The following is a 19,434-nucleotide window of genomic DNA, read 5'->3' as shown; positions in this document are numbered from 1 at the left end:
TAATATAAAGGATAATACCCACAATTCTGGCGTAAAACCGTAATGGTAGGCGAAATAATGGACATTTAGATGGTTGATTATTCCAGTCAGTTTTTCATGAATGGGCAAATGAAAAGAAAAACGCCCATTTTCGCAGTGGAATCATATATGTCTAGATACTTCCGTCCTGATAAAAACCTTAATTGAAGAAAAAGATACGGAAGCAGCTTTAGCCCTGCTGGAGAGTGTGTTACTTAAGCAGCAAATAATTGCACTTCCCCCATTTGCATGGGCCGAGGCCGGAAGCGTACTTAGAAAAATCTGCGGCAGAAATAACCTAACAGCACAGGAAGCAGACGACCTATGGTTTGAATTCAGGCAATACCCCGGGATAATATACCTCTCTGACGAAATTATAGCTGATAAAGCCTGGAAAATTAGCTGCAGCCTCAATATGCCGACACTCTATGATTCATCATTTCTGGCCGTTGCCGAAGTTATAACGGAGATAACGGGTGAAATCTGTGAATATTGGACAGCAGACAAAAAACTATATGATTCTGTAGAACTTGAGAGTAAAAAGTTCTCTGGCAAAGACGTACGTTACCTAGCCGTTGTTATTCCTGATGTAGTGGTCAATAAATATGTAAGTAATGTGGAACTAAAGTATTGACGTGCCAACCTTAAGGGTGTATCCTTAACTTAAAAAGTGGAGGCGCACCATGGACGACTTTGATCGTTTCCTTGATTATCAGCAGAGTATAGCCGAGTTGACACTAGAGGAAATCAAGAGAATCCGAAACAGACCAGCCAAGACACCACGCACGTATAAGCTAAGGATCGTCGAAACCATACTTAAGAAAGCAGGTAAACCGCTTCATATCTCGGACATCATCAAGATTGCCGAGAGAGATTATGACGTAACGCTGGACCGGGACTCTGTAGCGTCGTACCTTGCTAAGAAGATTAGTCAGGGTAAACAGTTTACAAGAACCGCTCCCAACACCTTCGCTCTTTCTTAAAGGCAGGTGGTGGGATCATGATTAGTGAGATCAGCGATATCCTCGCCCGGTTTGAACGCTGTTTTACGAGGAAGGCCGCATTCTCCTGGTTTGTGGTGATCATCTTCGGCCTACTGGTCAGGCTTGATCAGCACGGTATCACCTCCCTGATCCGCTGGCTGGGCCTGGAACCGAGACTCTATCTTTCTTGCTTGAACTTCTTCAGGACCTCATCCTGGACACTAGCGGATTTACAGCTTTGCTGGTCGAAGATCGTGAAAGAGCAATTTCCCATGATTACCATAGGCGACTACCTCGTCGTCATAGGCGACGGCATCAAGGTGTCCAAAGAGGCCAAAAAGATGCGGGCGTAAAAAATCTACATCAGGATTCGGCCAACTCCGGTAAGGCCGAATACATCTTCGGCCATCACCATGGAGTACTGGGCATCCTGGCTGGTTCGGCGAAAAAACAGTTTTGCGTGCCAATGGCCGCCGAGATCCACGAGGGCATGCAAAAGATCAAAGAGTTCCAGAGCATTGATGATCCCGAATCATCCGGTGAAACAGTGAAGGTCAGTATCATCACTTCCATGGCGAACATGGCCTGCAATCTGGTCAGGAATCTCGACAAGAAGTGCATCCTGGTTTTGGACGCCTACTTTGCGGCAAAGCCAGCCTTTCTGACGATTAAGGACCTTGTGGACTCCGATGGCAAGAGGCTGCTGCATCTGGTCACCAGGGCCAAGGGCAACGCGGTTGCCTTCGAAGAACCTGAACAAAAACCCAAACGCCGCGGGCAGCCCCCTCTCTATGGTAAGAAAGTGATTCTGGCAGAAGTATTCCGCTCAAGACGCAGCGAGTTCCAGCAAGTAGGAGTGGTAACCTACGGCAAAAAGAAGTACGTCTCCTGTCTGTGCCTTGATCTTATCTGGAAGCCCATCAAGGATAAGGTGCGTTTTGTGCTGGTGATCGACGGCTCCGAGAAATTCATCCTGATGTGCTCGGATCCAATGCTCGACCCTATCTCGATCATCACCGCCTACGGTTATCGCTTCAAGGTCGAAGTCTGCTTGAAGATGTTAAAACTCCTGATCGGTTCCTTCTGTTATCACTTTTGGTCCAAGGCATGGCCGAAAAGAAACAGCCGTGGACATTCAGACCTGGATTCCGTAACCGACGCAAAGAGCAAGACTAATATCGTCAAGACTGTCAGGGCGATTGAATCGTTTGTGAACTTCGGCTGCATTGCCACCGGTATCCTGCAACTGCTGGCGCTCAAATACGAGCAGATTATCTGGAAGGGTTACCGGGGATGGCTCAGAACCTATACCTCCGAGGTCCCTTCCGAAGAGACGGTGATGTCGGTCATCCAGGAAAGCTTCTTTCATAATTTCCACGATTTCAGTAATACAGCGATTTATGCAATAATTTCGGCTAAGAAACGCAACACCTTTACTGAACGGTATCGAGATGCAGCCTGATTGATGAAAAGTTTATACTGTCAAGATATGATAAATATCGGGAAAATCAAATATCAATAACCAAGAATAAAAAAATGAAATCCCATAACTCTGCAGTGTGCGCGACTTCGTTCTTCTGGGCCAATCGAAAATTTTGTGTGCATCTTTCTATATTGGGATTGTTAAAGGCTCAACTATCGGCTGACACCTGATATTTGAGCCCTTTTTCTTCGCAAAACTTCCGATTGATCCCTTCAAGAACCGTCCCTACTTGGGCTATGGAAGAAGCAAGCAAGAACCGTCCCTACTTGCCTATGCTACTTGCCTAGGAGGGTATCATCCAGGTTTCGATCAGGTCCCAAAGCTGATCTTTCCCCCGGCCTGTTTTTGCGGAAAAAATAATCAGAGGGGTTTCACCGGCTATGGCAAGATCTTGGCGGATTGTTTTTTCCTGCCTGATTGCCTGCGAACGGGAGAGTTTATCGGATTTTGTGGCTACTATCGCATGGGGGATGCTGTAGAAACGCAGCCACTCAAAAAGCTGGTGGTCCAGTATTGTGGGGTTGTGCCGTATGTCGACGATTTGGATAATGCCGCAGAGCTGTTTTCTTCCCTTGAGGTAACTTTCCACCAGGTGGCCCCAGTGGGCCCTTGCCTCCTGAGGCGCCCTGGCAAACCCGTACCCCGGTAGATCCACAAGGTAGAAACTTTTGTTGATCAAGTAAAAATTGATTGTCTGCGTCCGGCCCGGGGTCCCGCTGGTCCTGGCCAGGTTGTTTCTGCCAACCAGTTTGTTCAGGAGGGAAGATTTGCCGACATTGGAACGCCCGGCAAGGGCTATTTCGAGTTCAGTCCCTGCCGGGCATTGATCTAATTTACCGGCTGAAATTTGAAAACCAGCCTGGAGCACTTTCATGAGTATACCTGAGGTCCCCTTTCGGGTTGGTAAGCTATATCATCTATTATTGCCGGAAGGTTGTTCATGTTAACCGGCTCTTCTTCTATTTTATCTTCCAGCAGCGCTTCCTCAAGTACCTCATCCATGCTTTCCACATAGACAAATTCCAGCTTGTTTTTGATATTTACGGGCACATCATCAAGGTCTTTCTTGTTTTCCACCGGCACGAGGATTTTCTTTATTCCAGCCCGGTGAGCGGCAAGGACTTTCTCCTTGAGGCCGCCGATCGGCAGCACCCTGCCTCTTAAGGTGACTTCGCCAGTCATGGCCACTTCGTGCCTTACCTTCCGGCCCGTCAGGGCGGAAGCAAGGGCGCAGGCCATGGTAATCCCAGCCGAAGGCCCGTCTTTGGGAATAGCTCCCTCGGGTATATGCACGTGGATATCGTGCTTCTCGAAGAAGTCGGCTTCAATGCCCAGTTTGTCTGCGCGGCTACGCACAAAGCTATACCCTGCCTGGGCGGACTCCTTCATCACGTCGCCGAGCTTACCCGTTAACGTGAGGCGGCCGGTTCCCTTGTACAAGGTAACCTCGATATTTAAAGTCTCTCCGCCGACCTCGGTCCAGGCAAGGCCGGTGGCCATGCCTACCTGATCTTCTGTGTCGATGACCCCGTAGCGGTATTTCGGAGTCCCCAGGAATTGGGTCAAGTTTTGTGGCGTAACCCTGACTTTTTTCAGGTTCTTCGTAACAATCTGCTTGGCGGCTTTCCGGCAGACGGCCGCCAGCTGGCGTTCCAGGTTGCGGACGCCGCTCTCCCTCGTATATTCCCTGATTATCTTCCTGATTGTGTTCTCGGAAGCAACCAGCATTTCCTGGGTGAGGCCGTGTTCTTTAAGCTGCTTGGGCAGAAGGTGGCGTACGGCAATCTGGACTTTCTCCTCCTCGGTGTATCCGGACAGCGTAATCAATTCCATACGGTCCAGCAGCGGCCTGGGAATGTTGTACTGTATATTGGCCGTGGTGATGAACATTACATTGGAAAGGTCAAACGGCAATTCAATGTAATGGTCGCTGAAGCTGTTGTTCTGCTCCGGATCAAGGACTTCCAGCAGGGCAGCCGACGGGTCGCCCCTGAAGTCGACGCTCATTTTGTCAACCTCATCCATCAGAAAGACGGGGTTTTTGGAGCCTGCGTTGCGCATCCCGTGGATGATTCTGCCCGGCAATGCCCCCACGTAAGTGCGCCTGTGGCCTCTGATTTCAGCCTCGTCACGCACCCCGCCCAGGGAGATGCGGACGAACTTGCGATCGATCGCCCTGGCAATTGATTTTCCAAGGGAGGTTTTACCCACGCCCGGCGGTCCTACAAAGCAGAGGATGGGGCCTTTCAGGTCCTTGGAAAGCTTGCGGATGGCCAAGTACTCGAGGATCCGCTCCTTGACGTTTTTCAATCCGTAATGATCTTCATCCAGAATTTCTTCCGCCAGGTTTATATCCAGACGGTCATGCGTACTCTTGCTCCACGGCAGTGTAACCAGCCAGTCAAGGTAATTGCGGGTGACGGTGGATTCAGCGGCCATGGGAGGCATCTTTTCTAGTCTTTCAACTTCTTTGAGGGCTTTCTCCTCAACTTCCTTGGGAAGTTTGGCCTCAGCGATCTTTTGGCGGTATTCTTCCGCCTCCGCCATACGCTCGTCCTTTTCGCCGAGCTCCCGTTGGATTGCTTTGATCTGTTCCCGCAGGTAGTATTCTTTTTGGGTCTTTTCCATCTGTTTTTTGACGCGTATGTTTATCTTGCGCTCAAGTTCAACAATTTCAAGTTCCCGTGCGACAAACGCGCACAGCTTGTCAAGTCTTTCAACAATGTCAACATCTTCGAGGATCTGCTGCTTATCCTCGATGCGCAGGGTAAGGTGTGAGGCGATAACATCTGCAAGCCGCCCCGGTTCCTCCATGTTAACCACGGTGACCGCCATTTCCGGGGGTACGCGCTTGGATAGCTTCACATATTGTTCAAACTGGTAGACCAGGTTGCGCATCAGGGCTTCAATTTCCGGCGTTTTTTCATGTTCGCCGGGATACTCTTCAACTTCGACTCTTAAGTAAGGTTCGCCGGAGATGAATCTTCTGATTTTTCCCCTGGACATCCCCTCGACCAATACCCTGATTGTACCACCGGGCAACTTTAAAATTTGCTTGAGCTCAGCTACGGTACCCGTCAAGAAGATATCATTTTCGCCTGGATCGTCAACTTGCGCTTCCTTCTGGGTAGCCAAAAAGATTATTCTGTCCCTGAGCATGGTTTCCTCAACGGCCTGGATTGATTTTTCCCGGCCTACGTCAAGATGAATAACCATGTAGGGAAAAACCAAAGCTCCCCTCAAAGGCAGCAACGGAAGTAGTTTTAAATTGGAACTCATAGCTGCTCCCTTCTGTTTGGTTATCTTAATAAATAACTAACTAGCATCATTTTAGCACAAAGATCGCCAATCTGCCACAGTAATAACTCCCAGCAGAAGAAAAAACCTGATTAAAGCCAGGCTTTTCAAGGGTTCCATAATTCGTCAAATGCTTCCGCCTAATTATTAGCTCCTATAGCCCCGCTGCCGGGAAGAGGTATTACAGGCTGCGGGCTTTTTGCTTTCCGGACTGTGCTGTGCGCCTTTGGGCAGGGAGTTGGTTCCGCTGCATTGACAAGGGCAATTTTGAGAACGTCTTCGAGCTTTTCCAGCGGGGTAATCGTTAGTCCGGGCAGCTTCAGCCGCATATCCTGATAGTTTTCTTTAGGCAGGATGACCTGTTTTGCGCCAGCCCGGCGGGCTGCTTCCAGCTTGGTCAGGATTCCTCCGACAGGCGCTAAAAGACCTCTGATGGAAATTTCGCCTGTTATGGCGAGGAAATTGTCAACCGGAATGCCTTTGATTGCCGAATAGATTGCCGTCGCCACGGCGACTCCTGCCGAGGGGCCGTCAACGGGAATTCCCCCTGGAAAGTTGACGTGCAGGTTATAGTCATATGGGTTCACTCCCGTCACATTTTGCATAACAGTCAGCACATTATCCACTGCGGCTAGCGCCATGCTCCGCCGGCGGAAAGAATGCCCGTGTTCACCAATTTGCTCCTCGTCAATGACTCCTGTGACGGTTACTTTACCCTGACCGGGCTTTACGGGAATTGCAGATGCTTCAATTTCCAGCAGGCTTCCCTGGCCGGGGCCGTACACGGCCAGTCCGTTGACGACCCCAACCTGCGGGGAAGGGCCGATCTTCTTGTCGGGGCGCGGGGAATACTGTCCGTTGTTGATTACCCATTCAATGTCCTGTGTACGGATCTGCTTTCTGCCCTCGGTAATAGCTATTCCGGCCGCGATCTGGATGATGTTTACCGCCTCACGGCCGTTGGGGCTGTATTTTTCAATGACTTTCAAACCTTCTTTGGCCAGTGAAAGCCCTGTGCTTCTCGCCGCCCTTGCGGCAATTAGGCTTATCTCACCAGGCGGAAGTTCCCGGAAGTATATTTCCACGCAGCGGGAGCGGATCGCCGGCGGGATGTTCTCGGGCAGCCTGGTTGTTGCCCCGACAAGGCGAAAGTCGGCCGGCAGCCCGTTTTGAAATATATCGTGGATATGGCTGGGTATATTGGTGTCTTCCGAACAATAGTAGGTGCTTTCCAGGTGTACCTTGCGGTCTTCCAGCACCTTCAGCAGCTTGTTCATCTGAATGGGGTGTAGTTCCCCGATTTCATCGATAAAAAGCATTCCTCCGTGCGCTTTTGTAACCGCTCCCGCCTTCGGCTGCGGAATTCCCGCAATACCCAGGGGGCCGGCGCCCTGGTAGATAGGGTCGTGAACTGAGCCGATCAGCGGATCGGCGATTCCCCGTTCGTCAAAGCGGGCAATCGTTGCGTCCACTTCAATAAAGCTGGCGTTTTCTTTAAAAGGTGACTGCGGGTTTTTCCTGGCCTCTTCGAGGACCAGACGGGCGGCTGCGGTCTTGCCGATACCGGGCGGCCCGTAGATGATTACATGCTGCGGGTTGGGGCCGCAAAGCGCGGCCCGGAGGGCTTTCAAACCTTCCTTCTGGCCGACTATATCTTCCATCTTCGACGGCCGTATCTTTTCAGACAGCGGTTCGGTGAGTGAGATAGAGCGCATGCGCTGGAGGTTTTCCAGTTCCTTGCGTGATTCTTTATTTACAGCCGTTTTATTGCCTTGCTGGGTTTTGAGCATGTTCCAGAAGAAAAGGCCGATAATCACACCCAGAAAAACCTGAATAAAAATGGCGATATTGCTCAGGCCTATAGATCCCATTAAAATCAGCTAACCTCCTGTGTTCAAAAAAGTATTGCACCAACTAGTATAACCTTGAAGGATTTGTCTAAAACCGAAAACGGCGTTTTCAACAGCGAAACGAAAATTTTATTAAGATTTTTAACGTAAATTGTGCTTTAATGAATTATAATAACAAAAACAAAAGGGGGATCAGCCTTGGCCTTTAGAAAATCCGGGATCAGGTTCGTTGTTTTTTTATCTGCGGTTTTTTTGACGCTTTCCCTGCTGACGAGCGGCTGCGAATCTCCAAAAAAGACGCCGGAAAGCGGCAGGACTGATATAAGCGGGTCAATTAAGGAAGCCGGCTCGACAAGTGTGCTGCCTTTAGCGGAAAGTCTTGCCCTGGAGTTTATGAAGCTCCATAAAGACGTGCGTGTGGAAACAGGCGGCGGCGGCTCCGGGGCGGGTGTCAAGCAGTGTGTTGCCGGGACTGTGGATGTGGGGGCTATTTCCAGGGATCTCAAGCTGACCGAGTCCGACCTGATTTCCTATCCCGTCGCCCGGGACGCTATCGCAGTTATAGTGAATCCCGGCAATCCAATCAACAACCTGAAAGCGGATGACGTGGCCAGAATATACTCCGGCGAAGTAACTGACTGGAGCCAGATTGGAGGAAAGTCGGGCAGGATCATCTTGTTTGCCAGGGAAGAAGGATCGGGCACGAGGGACACTTTTGACAGTATTGTCATGCGGCAGAAAAAAATAACACCTGACGCCCTCTTGAGGAACTCAAACGGTGAAGTGCAGGCTGCTGTCTCCCAGGATGCCACCGCCATCGGCTTCGTCTCTCTCGGGTATGTTTACGGCATCAAAATTTTAGAAATAAACGGTACTAAATGCAGTTTTGAAAACTGTCAAAACGGCAGTTATCCTCTGGTAAGAAGATTGTTTTTTATAACGAAGGGCATTCCGAACGAAACAGTGACGGAATTTATCAATTTTGCGCGCAGCGATGCGGGCCAAAAAATAGCTGAAAAAATGGGCTTCGTGCCTCTGGTGTATTAGCAGTTGAGGTATTTTTAACCGGCAACGCGAAAATAATAAATGTTTGTGGTTGATTAAAAAGCCCCTGGCCTTGTTTGACAAGCCGGAGGCTATTTTTTTAATCGACACAGGATTAACAAGAAGATAATGAAAAGTTAACATAACTTTATCTTAGGTTAACGTTACTTTAATAATTTTGTTTTAGTCTATAAAAAATAATAGAAAAAAATGGAGGGGATTGTGTGATTTTTAAAAAATCCGGGTTCAAGTTTGCTGTGCTGGCCGTTGCGGGACTTTTAGCGCTTTCTTTACTTATGGGAGGCTGCGGCGCTTCCAAGACGCCTCAAGAAGGCGGCAATGTCAATCTCTCTGGGACAATCAAGGAGGCCGGATCGACAAGTGTTCTGCCTCTGGCCGAAGCTCTCGCTACAGAGTTTATGAAACTCCATCCCGACGTGCGCGTTGAATCAGGCGGCGGCGGCTCAGGGGCGGGAGTCCAACAGTGCGCAGCCGGAACAGTAGACTTAGGCGCCATTTCCAGGGATCTCAAACTGACCGAGTCCGATCTTATTTCCTACCCGGTAGCCCGTGATGCTGTCGCTGTAATAGTCAATTCCGCCAATCCGGTCAGCGGCTTGAAAATAGAGGACGTGACGGGGATATACTCCGGCAAGGTAACTGACTGGAGCCAGGTTGGAGGGAAAGCGGGCAAAATAACTGTTATTGCCAGGGAAGAGGGATCAGGCACAAGAGATGCTTTTGAGGCAAAAGTGATGAACAAGGAAAAAATTATCTCCGGCGCCTTTTTAAAGAATTCCAACGGCGAAGTGCAGGCTGCCGTAATCCAAGACGCGTCGGCCATTGGTTTTGTTTCTCTGGGTTATATATCCGGGGCAAAGGCGCTGGACTTAAATGGTATAAAATGCAATATTGATACCTGCAAAGACGGCACTTATCCCCTGGTAAGAAGATTGTTCTTCTTAACCAAGGCGATGCCAAGTCCGGCGGTAACAGAATTCATCAATTTCGCACGCAGCGATGCGGGCCAGAAAATAGCTGAAGAAAAAGGCTTCGTTCCTTTGGTGACTCAGTAAAAAAATATTTTTAAAACACTAATTACATAGTGGAGATATTTCAATCGTCAATCCCTTGATTAACGCCAAATTGGTCTCTATAACGAAGAAGTTTTGGATTTTGAAATGCCAAAATCACCAATTTATCAACTTTTTCAAACAGAATATCTCTATTCAGAATATCTCTATTATAACAGATTTATATCCACCATGCAATTAACGTTTTATATTTTTAAATACGTATATAGATTTAAAAATTACGCATAATAATTACGACGTCAGCAGCTGCAAACAAAAAGTCCCTGGTTATGGTTAATCCAGCCAGGGACTTGTATTTTTGGGGCGCTAAAAAATACAGTGGTTTAAGCGCATTCTTTTATATTTTGTTGTATTATATTAGCTAAAGGGGTACGCGTATGTCAAAGAAGAAGGTAATCTTTATTTGCAGGGGCAATTCCTGCCGGAGCCAGATGGCGGAAGGATTTGCCAGAAAGATGTATGGCGATCAATGGGAAGCGCACAGCGCAGGCACGGTTCCGGAGGGCGTTAACCCGAACGCGGTGAGCGTTATGAATGAAGTTGGCATTGATATATCAAAAAATGAATCCAAGGTTCTGGACCATGCCCTGCTAAACTCGTCCGATCTTGTTGTTGCCCTGTGTGATATTCAGGAAGGCTGTTTTGTTTTTCCTCCTACGGTCCATTATGTTCATTGTCCGGTAGAAGATCCGGCTCGCTTTGCAGGCAGCGAGGATGAGATGTCTGTGTTCCGGAAAATCAGGGACAAAATAAAAGAGCTTGTTGGAGAGCTTCTTTCATAATCATTTAGTTGTCTAATCCTGAAAATTACTTGCTTATAATAAGTGAAATTAATATGTATAAAAAAATTCACCGCCGCATATAATAAGTATGCTGCAGTATGGTTGGTCTCCGGTTATGCCGGAGACCAATTGCTTTTTATTGGAGGCCGTAAATGTCCTATTCTTTGTTTAGCCTGCAATCCTTGCAGTGACCATATATCTCTAATTTGTGCTCTAAAATTTCAAAGCTGTTTTGTTCACCCAAATTCTTTTCCACGGCTTCCAGAGGGCATTCTTCTATAGCTATAGATTTTTTGCATTTCAAGCAAATAAGATTATGAGTATGTTTCTCCTTCGTAAGCGCATATCTTGCTTTCCCATCATTATAAACAGTTTTTACGATAATGTTTTTTAATGCTTCCATGTTTCGGTATATTGTAGAAATTACTATTGAAGGCAATTCGTCTTTGACTAGCAAATATATTTCTTCCGCAGTCAAAGGCCCTTCTGCATTCTGCAATACCTGAATGATTTTATTTCTTTGCTTTGTGGTTTTATAGTCTGTTATAGTCTGGTTCTTAGACAATACAATCATCCTTCTTTGAGCTTAATGTCAGTTATTAAAGCTGAATCTTAAACCCAGCGTGGCAAGGAAAAATATTGCAGATATTAAAACTATTGTAGCTCCACTGGCAGTGCCTAAGAAATAGGATAAAACTAACCCGGATAAGCCAGAAATGATTGCGATGGAAACCGAGTATATATGATATTGACGCATGTTCTGGGCAATATTTCTTGCTGCTGCGGCAGGCAGAATCAACAGTGAACTTATAATTAAAATACCTACCCACTGGATTGATATTGTTACAACAACCGCCATTGTCAGAGTAAAAAGATATTTATAAAATTGAACATTGATCCTTCTGCTGCTGGCCAGCGACTGGTTTATACTCACTAAAAGAAGTTTGTTGAAAACGGTTGTCCATAAAATAATCACGACTACGAACACAATTGCCAGCATGATTAAATCTGTTGAACTAATACTTAGTAAATTTCCAATCAGATAGACAGAGTACTTGTTAAACCCGCCCCGCATTGAAAGGATTGCAATGCCAAGCGCAACGGCAGTGGAGGAAAAGACGCCAATAATTGTGTCAGTTGAGGCGGTATTTGTGTTATTAACTATTGTAATGGCTATTGTTAATAGAATAGAGAAGCATAACATTGACCAGAAAGGATTATCCATTCCTATTATAACACCTACGGCAATACCCGTTAACGCAGAATGACCCAGGGCGTCAGCAAAAAAGGCCATTCTGTTGTTCACTATCATAGTTCCGAGCAAACCAAATATTGGAGCGACCAGTAAAACACCCTGCAGAGCGTTTTTCATAAAAACATGGTGCGCCCATTCATAAGGAAGCAATATGTCAATAAGATGGTACAATGACGGCATTAATTATCGGTTCCTCCTGGACTGACGGGTTGTTTCATTATTTTCATTCCAAATGTGTCGATTACCTTCTGGTTGCTGAAGACCTCTTCCGGGGTTCCGGAGCAGGCGACTACTTTGTCGTTTAAAAATATAACCCTGTCGGCGTATTGGGCCACTAAATTAAAATCGTGAGATACCAGAATGATGGATAAATCGTAATTCTCCCGAAGGTCAGAAACGGTTTTATAAAATGCTTTTAAGCCATTGTTATCAATTCCGGAAACTGGTTCATCCAGCAGTAAAAGGTCCGGTTTGGGATCGAGGGCAAGCGCAAGCATGACTCTCTGCAGTTCTCCTCCCGATAGGACACCGAGCCGCCTGTCTATAAGATGGGCCGCCTGAACAGAAGTCAAACTTTCATAAGCCCTTTGACGAATTTTTTTCGAATGCGAAAACCAGACAGGTTTGTTTGTGTGCACGGCCGCAAATACATCCTGGACACTTACCGGGGAACCGTAGTCAAAATCAAGCTTCTGTGGAACATAACCTATCACAGGCCGCCTTGTATGTCTGTTGTCGGCGTCAAGAAAGGTCAGTTCCCCGGTGTGGGGGATCTCTCCGAGGATTGCCTTTAAAAGTGTGCTTTTTCCGGCGCCGTTAAGGCCTATGATGGCGGTCAAATCTCCGCAATGAATGTGGAGATCGACATCCTTCAGTATTTCTGTATGATTCCGGGTTACGCTCAAATCTTGTATTTTAGTGCAGCACAAACCGCAGCCGCATGTTATACATTCTTTCTTTTTAACATCCTCGTGCAGCATTATTTTAACGCCTTTTCCAGTGTTATTAGATTACTGTCCATAATATTGATATATGCGTCCGCATCCATAGGTCCTGTAACTGCCGGATCAAGCGTATAAATTTTTGCTCCCGTTTCTTTTGCAATTATCTCGGCGGCTTTTGCAGGATACTGTGGTTCTGCGAAAAGGGCTTTTATTTTTAATTGGTTAACTTTTTTAATTGTATCAGCAAGCTCCTGGGGGCTGGGTTCCGAACCCGGTTCACGTTCTATTACACCTGCGATATTAAGGTTGAATTCCTTTGCAAAGTAGGGGAATGCCTCGTGAAAGGTAATAATATTGCGGTTTTGAATACCATCCAACACTTGATGCATTTTATCTCTTTCGGCTTCTAATTTCTTTATATATGCGTCCGTATTTTCTTTATACCTGGCAGTATTGTCCGGATCCAGAGCAGCCAATTGATTTTCAATATTTCTTACCTGCAATATGGCATTTGAAATGCTGACCCATAAATGAGGATTATCTCCCTCATCTCCTTCTCCTTCTATCAAGGGAATTCCTTTGCTGGCGTCTATTATTTGCAGGTGTGGAAATTGCTGTATTACCTTGTCCATGAAGGATTCCATACCTGCGCCATTGGTAACGAGAAATTTGGCTCCCTCGAGATTTTTCATGTCATCAGGAGTAACGGTATAATCATGAAGGCACCCTGTTGTAGGCTTGGTCATATCGATAACTTGGACATTAGGAATATCTTTTGCAACATTTAGAGTGAAAATATACATTGGATAAAAAGAAGCGGCAATTGTAGTACTTTTAGCTGCGTTTTGATCTGGAGCGGCATTGTTAGTTTGAGAACTTTTCTTTGCGCATCCGCTAAATAACAGCGATCCAATAAGTAACAGCAATACCGCCAAACTTAAAAACCTTAATCTCACAGCCTTTCCTCCCTTAAAAAAAATTAGATGCAACTGCAACCTGTTTGCATTTAATTATATATAAAAAATTTGGTTGGTCAAGTATAATTTATGTTTTATTTATGTTTTATTTATGGGGTCAGGCTTGACTTATTGTTACAAACTTGACTTATTGTGTTTATTTATGGGGTCAGGCTTGACTTATTGTTACAAACTTGACTTATTGTTAACGTCAAGCTTGACAAAGGATTAGGCGCATAGATGTTCTTCCCCGTGTATTCCCAGTTTAGACGTGAGGGGAACTATTTGCGCGTGAATTGGTTGGTGAGAACCCGGGTGCTCAACTGGCGGAACTTAGCGAGTTGCGTGATTTGCTGGACGATATCGGTAAGTGCATCATCATCACATAGGCATCTGCAATCGCAATCGCATTTGCATTCGCATAAACACCTGCAATCGCAATCCTTGCCGACCACGCCTCCGGGATTAAGTCTGCCAAAAACATCGGCAGAAACAATATCGGAAACGTCCCGTAAAATCTTTTGAATTATTTTGGCGTTGTGGGAAAGCACCAGCACGTTCTCATCTTTCTCTTTGCTCTGTGATTGCTGAATAAATCGAAGGGGTAGATTTATAATGTTGCTTAATGAGTTATGGTATATATTCTTTTGTTGTATCTGAAAAGCGGCTACTTCCATCTCCAGTTATTGACCGGCTTTGCAAATGATAAATTAATACGTTCAGGATCAAAGTCTGTATTGTAAAAAGTGGAGTAGAAGTATTTTGCCTCTTCCAACATATCAAAACTAAACATCTCCGGATGAAGAATATTGGCGATATTCATCAAACCGAGGATCCATCTTGGGCTGCCGAAATCCCAGTTCGGGTATGAATGATTAATTATTCTCTTGGAACGGACCGCATCAACTTTTATTCCTTTTGTTAAGCATTCACGATAAAAATCCTCAATGGTATTGGAAATAAATGATGAAATGAAAATTACTTCAGGGTTAAGCCTGTTCAATTCCTCAACACTTATTGTCAGGCCCGGCCGTCCATCTCCCTGAACTTCCTTGTTTACACTAACACCTCCGGCCGCAGTAACAAGCTGATTTTCAAAACGTTCACCCTTCAGGCAGAAAAGAGGTTTCCCCATAGCATAATAGACTCGTGGTCTGAAAGCTGCATTGACAAGTTTTTCATTTATTTGATTAATTTTCTCCTGCATATATAAGGTTAATTTTTTAGCCTTTTCATCAGCCCCGATATAACTGGTGAACTTTTGAATGACCGAAATATACCGGCTAATTGAATTTAAATCAAGGTGCAAATTATCAAGGCCGTTTTCTTCGGATAATATCTTTTCCCACACCTTTACTACATCAGAAAGCTTGACAACACCGGAAGCAATTAATATAGCCTGGATCATTTCCAATGCCCTTGTGAAAGGATATCCGCCTTCAAAAGCTTTTTCCTTATATCCGTCTCTTGGCTGCAGTCCCGGTATGGAAATCAAATTATTGCATTGCAGGCATTTCCCCTCAGAACTGCTGTTAATCTTTTTTGTCTTTGCGCCCATCGGTCCGTAAAAATCTCTTGCAATCAATACATTTCCGCACTCCGGGCAATAAGTATTTAAATACTCTGTTCCCGGGCTGTTAAATAAATAGACATGATTCAAGGTTTGTTTTAATGCCCGGCATAGACATTCAGCTTCATTTATGGTGGGTTCGAATTCGGGAGCCGCTTCTTCAAGCGGTATATACCTCATTATTTGCAGCGGTATGTTATAATCTGATTCTGTCAGCCAGGCGGCAAATTTCCCAATGCCCGGCTCATCATATTTTTTATAAGTGCAAGATACCTCTACATGCGTTCCTGCGCCAATAAAGGTTTTTATGCTTTCAAGCACAGGTTTAAAGCCGGCTGCGCCGCAAGCCTGGTATTCTTCATCCGAAAAACCCTTTATCCCAATATTTATGAAATCCAGATAAGGAGCAAGCTGTTGAGAAGACTCAGCAGTGAAATAACCGTTGCTTGAGCATCCGACCATAAGGTTGGATGCTCTGGCCTTCTTTGCAACATTTAAAAAGGTGAAGAATGAGGCAATCGGATCGTTCATCAGAAAAGTTATCCCGATACAGTTTTCTTCTATAGCCTTTTCAACTATCTGCTCCGCAGTCATGTATTGCAGAGCAGTGCTGTCTATTCCCATTTCTTTGACTACAACAGTGGATACACAGCCCAGGCAATCGAAATTACATCCCGTAGTTGTAATTTGCAGAAACTTTCCTCCTGGATAGAAATGCTGCATTGGCATGGTTTCAATTGAAATGCAGCACACTACCAGGTATTTGTCGGGAGCAATTTCATGCAAATCGCCATCAACTGCGGTGTACTTACGGCAGAATCCGGCGCCTCCTTCTTTTATGCCGCACTCCCTGGCGCATATATTACACTTTACTATTTGTTGAATATTATCCATAGTCCCGCCTGCTTTCTACTGATTTCGTATTCATGGACCTCTGTTTTCTTCATTAACTTTTTAAAATGCTCATATCCCTGCTGGCCTACTCTATTATTTCTGTCATTCTCCCATTCGGGGTTTTGTTCCAGCATCTTTCTGGTGATTTCTGCCAGCAGATCTTCATTTCCAAACCCGCCTCCGATATAAGCGCGTCCGCCCGGTTTAAGCACCCTGTAAGCTTCATTTATAGCCTTTAATTGATCATCCCAGAAGAAAACTGAGCCCCGGCTTACAATTAAATCTATTGTATTGTCATCGAAAGGCAGCTCTTCAACGTAGCCCTGCTTGGTTTTTACACGATCCGCAAGCAGCATATCGGAGCAGTTTGTTTCCGCTATTTTTAACATGCCTTCTGACTGATCGTATAAGATAATCTCCAGGCGCGAAGCAAGTTTTGCCAGTTCCAATCCCAGATTTCCCGGACCCGCGCCCAGATCTAAGCATATACCCCGGTTTATTCCCGTTTCCTTGAATATATTTTCAGCAATAACCGGGTAAACGGGCGCAAGAATATCTTTTGCTATTTTATTGAATCCTTTGGCGTCAATATTCATGGCATTTCCTCTTATCTCGAATATTTATATATATCATTAATCTGTTCCTGGGTCAGGTCTATGTTATAAAACAGCTTATAAAACTCTTTGGTATCTTTTTCAAGGTCATATTTGTAAACGTCGGGATATAATAGATTGCCCAACCATTTTAGTCCAATCAGCCTGTTGATTGAAGGAGGACGGTCAATGTAATTAAAGGGCTTGTAAGGGACTTCATATATATTGTTATTTTTTATTGCCTTCAGTGTTGCGAATCTTGTATCTTTGATCATGGCGCTGTAAGTAGAGCTTTCAGCCGTAAATCCCTGATCATGGCAGGCTATGATCATATCGGGCGACCACTGCAATAATTGTTCTGCAGACACCGCTGATCTTCCCATGACTGCTTTGATCTCTACTTTGGCAACATTTATTGCGCCGACAAGATTTAATACTTGCGCATGTTCCGAACCGGAAGGATCTGTCTGTAAACCTTCTTTTCCTTCCGCATAATAAACCGATACTTTTTTGCCGGCATCGATAGTTTTTGCCTTGCTGTCTATATCTTTTAATAAATCGCCGGCATACTGGCTCAATTTTTGGGCTCTTTCTTTCTCGTCTGTCAATCTGCCCAAAAATTCATACATATTTGTCGTGTTTTGAATCTTTGAATCAATCATAACCACGGGTATCTTGAGTTTTTCCTGTAAATTGCCGGCCTGGTCTAAATTAGCCTGCGTGGCTTTTCCGGAAAAATTTAGCAGTAAAATGTCAGGAGCCGCCTTGATGATTTCTTCAACATTACCGACTTTTCCATCGGCATACCACCCCGATAGCATCGGCAGGTTTAAATAATCTTTATCCAAATACACCTTTTCGGTCTCTGTAGGAGTCCAGTTCTGGCCGGCAATTTTTTTAGGATTCAATGAATACATAATTATAGTGCCTACAGGAGTAGTGCTAAGTACTTTGTTTATAGTTTTTGGCACTTCTACCTGCCTTCCGGCCATATCTGTTATTGACAATGTTTTTGCGCCGCTTGTTGCTGTTTCCCGGGTTTGGTTTTTGGACGCCGAGCATCCTGAAAGCGCCATTAAAATAACCAGAAAAATACATATCAGAATTTTTTTCAAATTCTTTTCCTCCCCTATTCAGCTATGAAAAATTTATTTTTGGCACACATACTTTAGCAGGTTTGCTGTCTTCTATGTTCACCTGACATACATTAACATCGACTCCATATATTCTACTTAACAAGTCTTCTGTAATGATTGACTTTGGTTCCCCGATATATGTTTGCCTGCCGTTTTGAAATATTACAACCCTGGATCCGCATAAGAATACTTGGTCCGGTGAATGTGTGGTCATTACTACAGCAAGCTTTTTTTGCTTCAGCGAGTTGATATGATTAATTATTTTTACCTGATTCCCGAAATCCAAGTTGGAGGTGGGCTCATCCATGATTAATATTTGCGGAGTCTGCGCCAGCGCTCTGGCAATCAATACCATTTGCTGTTCCCCGCCACTAAGCTCAGTATATATTTTTTCCTTCAGGTGACTAATTCCCAGTTCATCAATGCACTCTGCGGCAAAATCATAGTCTTTTTTGGTGGGGGTTGAAGTAATGCCCAGGTGTGCGTTCCTTCCGGCCACAACTACGTCGATAACTGGAAAAGGAAACGGAATGTTGTGTGCTTGAGGAACGTACGCAACAGATTGGGCTATTCTTCTTTTGGACAATTTCATAGTGTTTTTTCCATCTAACAGGACACATCCGCCAATAGGCTTTAAAAACCCCAGCAGCGTTTTAAAAAAGGTTGTTTTACCCACACCGTTGGGGCCTAATAAACAAACATTTTCACCCCCTTCTATATTAAAGGTTATAGATTCTACTATCTTTGTTTCCCTGTATCCGCAGGTTAAATTTTTTATCTGCAGCTTCACTGCCAGACCCTTCTTTTCTGAAACATAAGATATATAAAAAAGGGAGCTCCAATCAGGGATGTTATTATACCCAGAGGGACTTCGACGCTGAAAATGGTTCTGGATAAATCATCAACCAACATTAGAAATATCGAACCTGTAAGAATTGAAGCCGGTATAAGAACTTTATGATTGGCGCCTACGAGTGACCTTGATATGTGAGGTATAATAAGACCTACCCACCCAACCATGCCGCACAAAGACACAGATGAGGCGGTTATTATTGTTGAACAGATGATAAAAAGCAGCCGGACCCAATGAACGTCGATACCCAGGGATTGGGCCTCTTCATCTCCAAAGGCCAGTATATTAAGTTTATTCCGGAATATTAAAATTGGGATTGTTCCCAGCAAGACCGGGATGATTAACAATAAAACATCTCTAATTCGTATGGATGTTAAGCTTCCCATCAGCCAAAACGTAATTGTCGGTAAGGTGTCATTAGGGTCAGCGATATATTTAGTTAATGAGATAAGTGAGGAAAAGATGGAGCCTATAACTATTCCGGCCAGTACCAGCATTAGAATCGGATCTCCGTTCTTTTTAAGAGCAATACTAAGTGAGTATGTAATCATTACAGCTAAAATCCCGAAAGCAAACGCGCTGATTTGAACTCCCCAAATAAGGACATTTGTCCTCCCAAGACGGGGTTAGACAAACCCCAGAAACTCCTGTAAGCTATAATTAGCAAACGGGAGGAAACCAA

At 45.1% G+C, this 19,434-nt stretch carries 19 protein-coding genes and 1 pseudogene; 7 read left to right on the top strand and 13 right to left on the bottom strand.

What is annotated here, in order from left to right; all coding sequences use genetic code 11:
• Positions 1-145 precede the first annotated feature (145 nt).
• The 4 genes from DEH07_12245 (at position 146) to DEH07_12230 (ending at position 2,463) form a co-directional block, all read left to right on the top strand.
• Positions 146-652 (top strand): PIN domain nuclease, encoded by a 507-nt coding sequence (locus DEH07_12245; protein HBY05249.1) that lies wholly within the window; start codon positions 146-148, stop codon positions 650-652.
• A 49-nt stretch (positions 653-701) separates the two neighbouring features.
• Positions 702-1,001: a hypothetical protein gene (locus DEH07_12240; protein HBY05248.1), complete on the top strand. Its 300-nt coding sequence runs from the start codon at positions 702-704 to the stop codon at positions 999-1,001.
• A gap of 17 nt (positions 1,002-1,018) precedes the next feature.
• Complete coding sequence (locus DEH07_12235; protein ID HBY05247.1) at positions 1,019-1,354, top strand: hypothetical protein; 336 nt, start codon at positions 1,019-1,021, stop codon at positions 1,352-1,354.
• 113 nt (positions 1,355-1,467) lie between these two features.
• Positions 1,468-2,463: a hypothetical protein gene (locus DEH07_12230; GenBank protein HBY05246.1), complete on the top strand. Its 996-nt coding sequence runs from the start codon at positions 1,468-1,470 to the stop codon at positions 2,461-2,463.
• A 304-nt stretch (positions 2,464-2,767) separates the two neighbouring features.
• Here DEH07_12230 and DEH07_12225 read toward each other — a convergent pair whose 3' ends face one another.
• The 3 genes from DEH07_12225 to lonB form a co-directional block, all read right to left on the bottom strand.
• Complete coding sequence (locus DEH07_12225; protein ID HBY05245.1) at positions 2,768-3,358, bottom strand: YihA family ribosome biogenesis GTP-binding protein; 591 nt, start codon at positions 3,356-3,358, stop codon at positions 2,768-2,770.
• Positions 3,355-5,763, bottom strand: coding sequence for an endopeptidase La (gene lon, locus DEH07_12220; GenBank protein ID HBY05244.1), 2,409 nt, complete (start codon positions 5,761-5,763; stop codon positions 3,355-3,357). The genes DEH07_12225 and lon overlap by 4 nt, the downstream gene beginning before the upstream one ends.
• Before the next feature lie 158 nt (positions 5,764-5,921).
• The gene (gene lonB, locus DEH07_12215) at positions 5,922-7,652 is read right to left on the bottom strand and encodes an ATP-dependent protease LonB (protein HBY05243.1); all 1,731 of its coding nucleotides are present in this window, start codon (positions 7,650-7,652) and stop codon (positions 5,922-5,924) included.
• Positions 7,653-7,796: 144 nt separating this feature from the next.
• Between lonB and DEH07_12210 the strand changes: the two genes are divergently transcribed.
• The 3 genes from DEH07_12210 (at position 7,797) to DEH07_12200 (ending at position 10,551) form a co-directional block, all read left to right on the top strand.
• On the top strand, positions 7,797-8,678 hold the full coding sequence (locus tag DEH07_12210; protein HBY05242.1) for a phosphate-binding protein: 882 nt from the start codon (positions 7,797-7,799) through the stop codon (positions 8,676-8,678).
• 221 nt (positions 8,679-8,899) lie between these two features.
• A complete protein-coding gene (locus tag DEH07_12205; GenBank protein HBY05241.1) occupies positions 8,900-9,751 on the top strand; it encodes a phosphate-binding protein in 852 nt (283 codons plus the stop codon).
• A gap of 395 nt (positions 9,752-10,146) precedes the next feature.
• The gene (locus DEH07_12200) at positions 10,147-10,551 is read left to right on the top strand and encodes an arsenate reductase (protein HBY05240.1); all 405 of its coding nucleotides are present in this window, start codon (positions 10,147-10,149) and stop codon (positions 10,549-10,551) included.
• 157 nt (positions 10,552-10,708) lie between these two features.
• On the opposite strand, the gene DEH07_12195 is transcribed toward DEH07_12200, so the two are convergent.
• The 10 genes and pseudogenes from DEH07_12195 to DEH07_12150 all read right to left on the bottom strand — a co-directional run bounded on the left by DEH07_12195 (position 10,709) and on the right by DEH07_12150 (position 19,360).
• Entirely contained in the window at positions 10,709-11,125 is a 417-nt protein-coding gene (locus DEH07_12195; protein HBY05239.1) for a transcriptional repressor, read from the bottom strand.
• A gap of 18 nt (positions 11,126-11,143) precedes the next feature.
• On the bottom strand, positions 11,144-11,986 hold the full coding sequence (locus DEH07_12190) for an ABC transporter (protein HBY05238.1): 843 nt from the start codon (positions 11,984-11,986) through the stop codon (positions 11,144-11,146).
• Positions 11,986-12,786 (bottom strand): ABC transporter ATP-binding protein, encoded by an 801-nt coding sequence (locus DEH07_12185; GenBank protein HBY05237.1) that lies wholly within the window; start codon positions 12,784-12,786, stop codon positions 11,986-11,988. The genes DEH07_12190 and DEH07_12185 overlap by 1 nt, the downstream gene beginning before the upstream one ends.
• Positions 12,786-13,745 (bottom strand): zinc ABC transporter substrate-binding protein, encoded by a 960-nt coding sequence (locus DEH07_12180; GenBank protein HBY05236.1) that lies wholly within the window; start codon positions 13,743-13,745, stop codon positions 12,786-12,788. The genes DEH07_12185 and DEH07_12180 overlap by 1 nt, the downstream gene beginning before the upstream one ends.
• A gap of 242 nt (positions 13,746-13,987) precedes the next feature.
• Positions 13,988-14,383 (bottom strand): hypothetical protein, encoded by a 396-nt coding sequence (locus tag DEH07_12175; protein ID HBY05235.1) that lies wholly within the window; start codon positions 14,381-14,383, stop codon positions 13,988-13,990.
• Positions 14,374-16,170, bottom strand: a complete 1,797-nt coding sequence (locus tag DEH07_12170) for a radical SAM protein (GenBank protein ID HBY05234.1) — start codon at positions 16,168-16,170, stop codon at positions 14,374-14,376. Before DEH07_12170 ends, DEH07_12175 begins: the two co-directional genes overlap by 10 nt.
• The gene (locus tag DEH07_12165) at positions 16,149-16,766 is read right to left on the bottom strand and encodes an SAM-dependent methyltransferase (protein ID HBY05233.1); all 618 of its coding nucleotides are present in this window, start codon (positions 16,764-16,766) and stop codon (positions 16,149-16,151) included. The genes DEH07_12170 and DEH07_12165 overlap by 22 nt, the downstream gene beginning before the upstream one ends.
• Positions 16,767-16,777: 11 nt before the next feature.
• Complete coding sequence (locus DEH07_12160) at positions 16,778-17,878, bottom strand: ABC transporter substrate-binding protein (GenBank protein HBY05232.1); 1,101 nt, start codon at positions 17,876-17,878, stop codon at positions 16,778-16,780.
• Positions 17,879-17,900: 22 nt separating this feature from the next.
• Positions 17,901-18,689, bottom strand: coding sequence for an iron ABC transporter ATP-binding protein (locus tag DEH07_12155; protein ID HBY05231.1), 789 nt, complete (start codon positions 18,687-18,689; stop codon positions 17,901-17,903).
• A pseudogene (locus DEH07_12150) lies at positions 18,686-19,360 on the bottom strand (iron ABC transporter permease). The gene DEH07_12155 and the pseudogene DEH07_12150 overlap by 4 nt, the downstream one beginning before the upstream one ends.
• Positions 19,361-19,434 lie beyond the last annotated feature (74 nt).

The organism is Desulfotomaculum sp. (assembly GCA_003513005.1).
GTDB lineage: Bacteria > Bacillota > Desulfotomaculia > Desulfotomaculales > Nap2-2B > 46-80.
Note: the sequence above shows the minus strand (reverse complement) of the source record. Positions and strands in the feature narration are given on the sequence as shown.

Coding starts and splice junctions, on each gene's coding strand:
- DEH07_12195 (HBY05239.1), bottom strand. CDS start 11,125: ATGATTGTATTGTCTAAGAACCAGACTATAACAGACTATAAAACCACA.
- DEH07_12185 (HBY05237.1), bottom strand. CDS start 12,786: ATGCTGCACGAGGATGTTAAAAAGAAAGAATGTATAACATGCGGCTGC.
- DEH07_12165 (HBY05233.1), bottom strand. CDS start 16,766: ATGAATATTGACGCCAAAGGATTCAATAAAATAGCAAAAGATATTCTT.
- DEH07_12235 (HBY05247.1), top strand. CDS start 1,019: ATGATTAGTGAGATCAGCGATATCCTCGCCCGGTTTGAACGCTGTTTT.
- DEH07_12225 (HBY05245.1), bottom strand. CDS start 3,358: ATGAAAGTGCTCCAGGCTGGTTTTCAAATTTCAGCCGGTAAATTAGAT.
- lonB (HBY05243.1), bottom strand. CDS start 7,652: ATGGGATCTATAGGCCTGAGCAATATCGCCATTTTTATTCAGGTTTTT.
- lon (HBY05244.1), bottom strand. CDS start 5,763: ATGAGTTCCAATTTAAAACTACTTCCGTTGCTGCCTTTGAGGGGAGCT.
- DEH07_12175 (HBY05235.1), bottom strand. CDS start 14,383: ATGGAAGTAGCCGCTTTTCAGATACAACAAAAGAATATATACCATAAC.
- DEH07_12190 (HBY05238.1), bottom strand. CDS start 11,986: ATGCCGTCATTGTACCATCTTATTGACATATTGCTTCCTTATGAATGG.
- DEH07_12230 (HBY05246.1), top strand. CDS start 1,468: ATGGCCGCCGAGATCCACGAGGGCATGCAAAAGATCAAAGAGTTCCAG.
- DEH07_12240 (HBY05248.1), top strand. CDS start 702: ATGGACGACTTTGATCGTTTCCTTGATTATCAGCAGAGTATAGCCGAG.
- DEH07_12200 (HBY05240.1), top strand. CDS start 10,147: ATGTCAAAGAAGAAGGTAATCTTTATTTGCAGGGGCAATTCCTGCCGG.
- DEH07_12170 (HBY05234.1), bottom strand. CDS start 16,170: ATGGATAATATTCAACAAATAGTAAAGTGTAATATATGCGCCAGGGAG.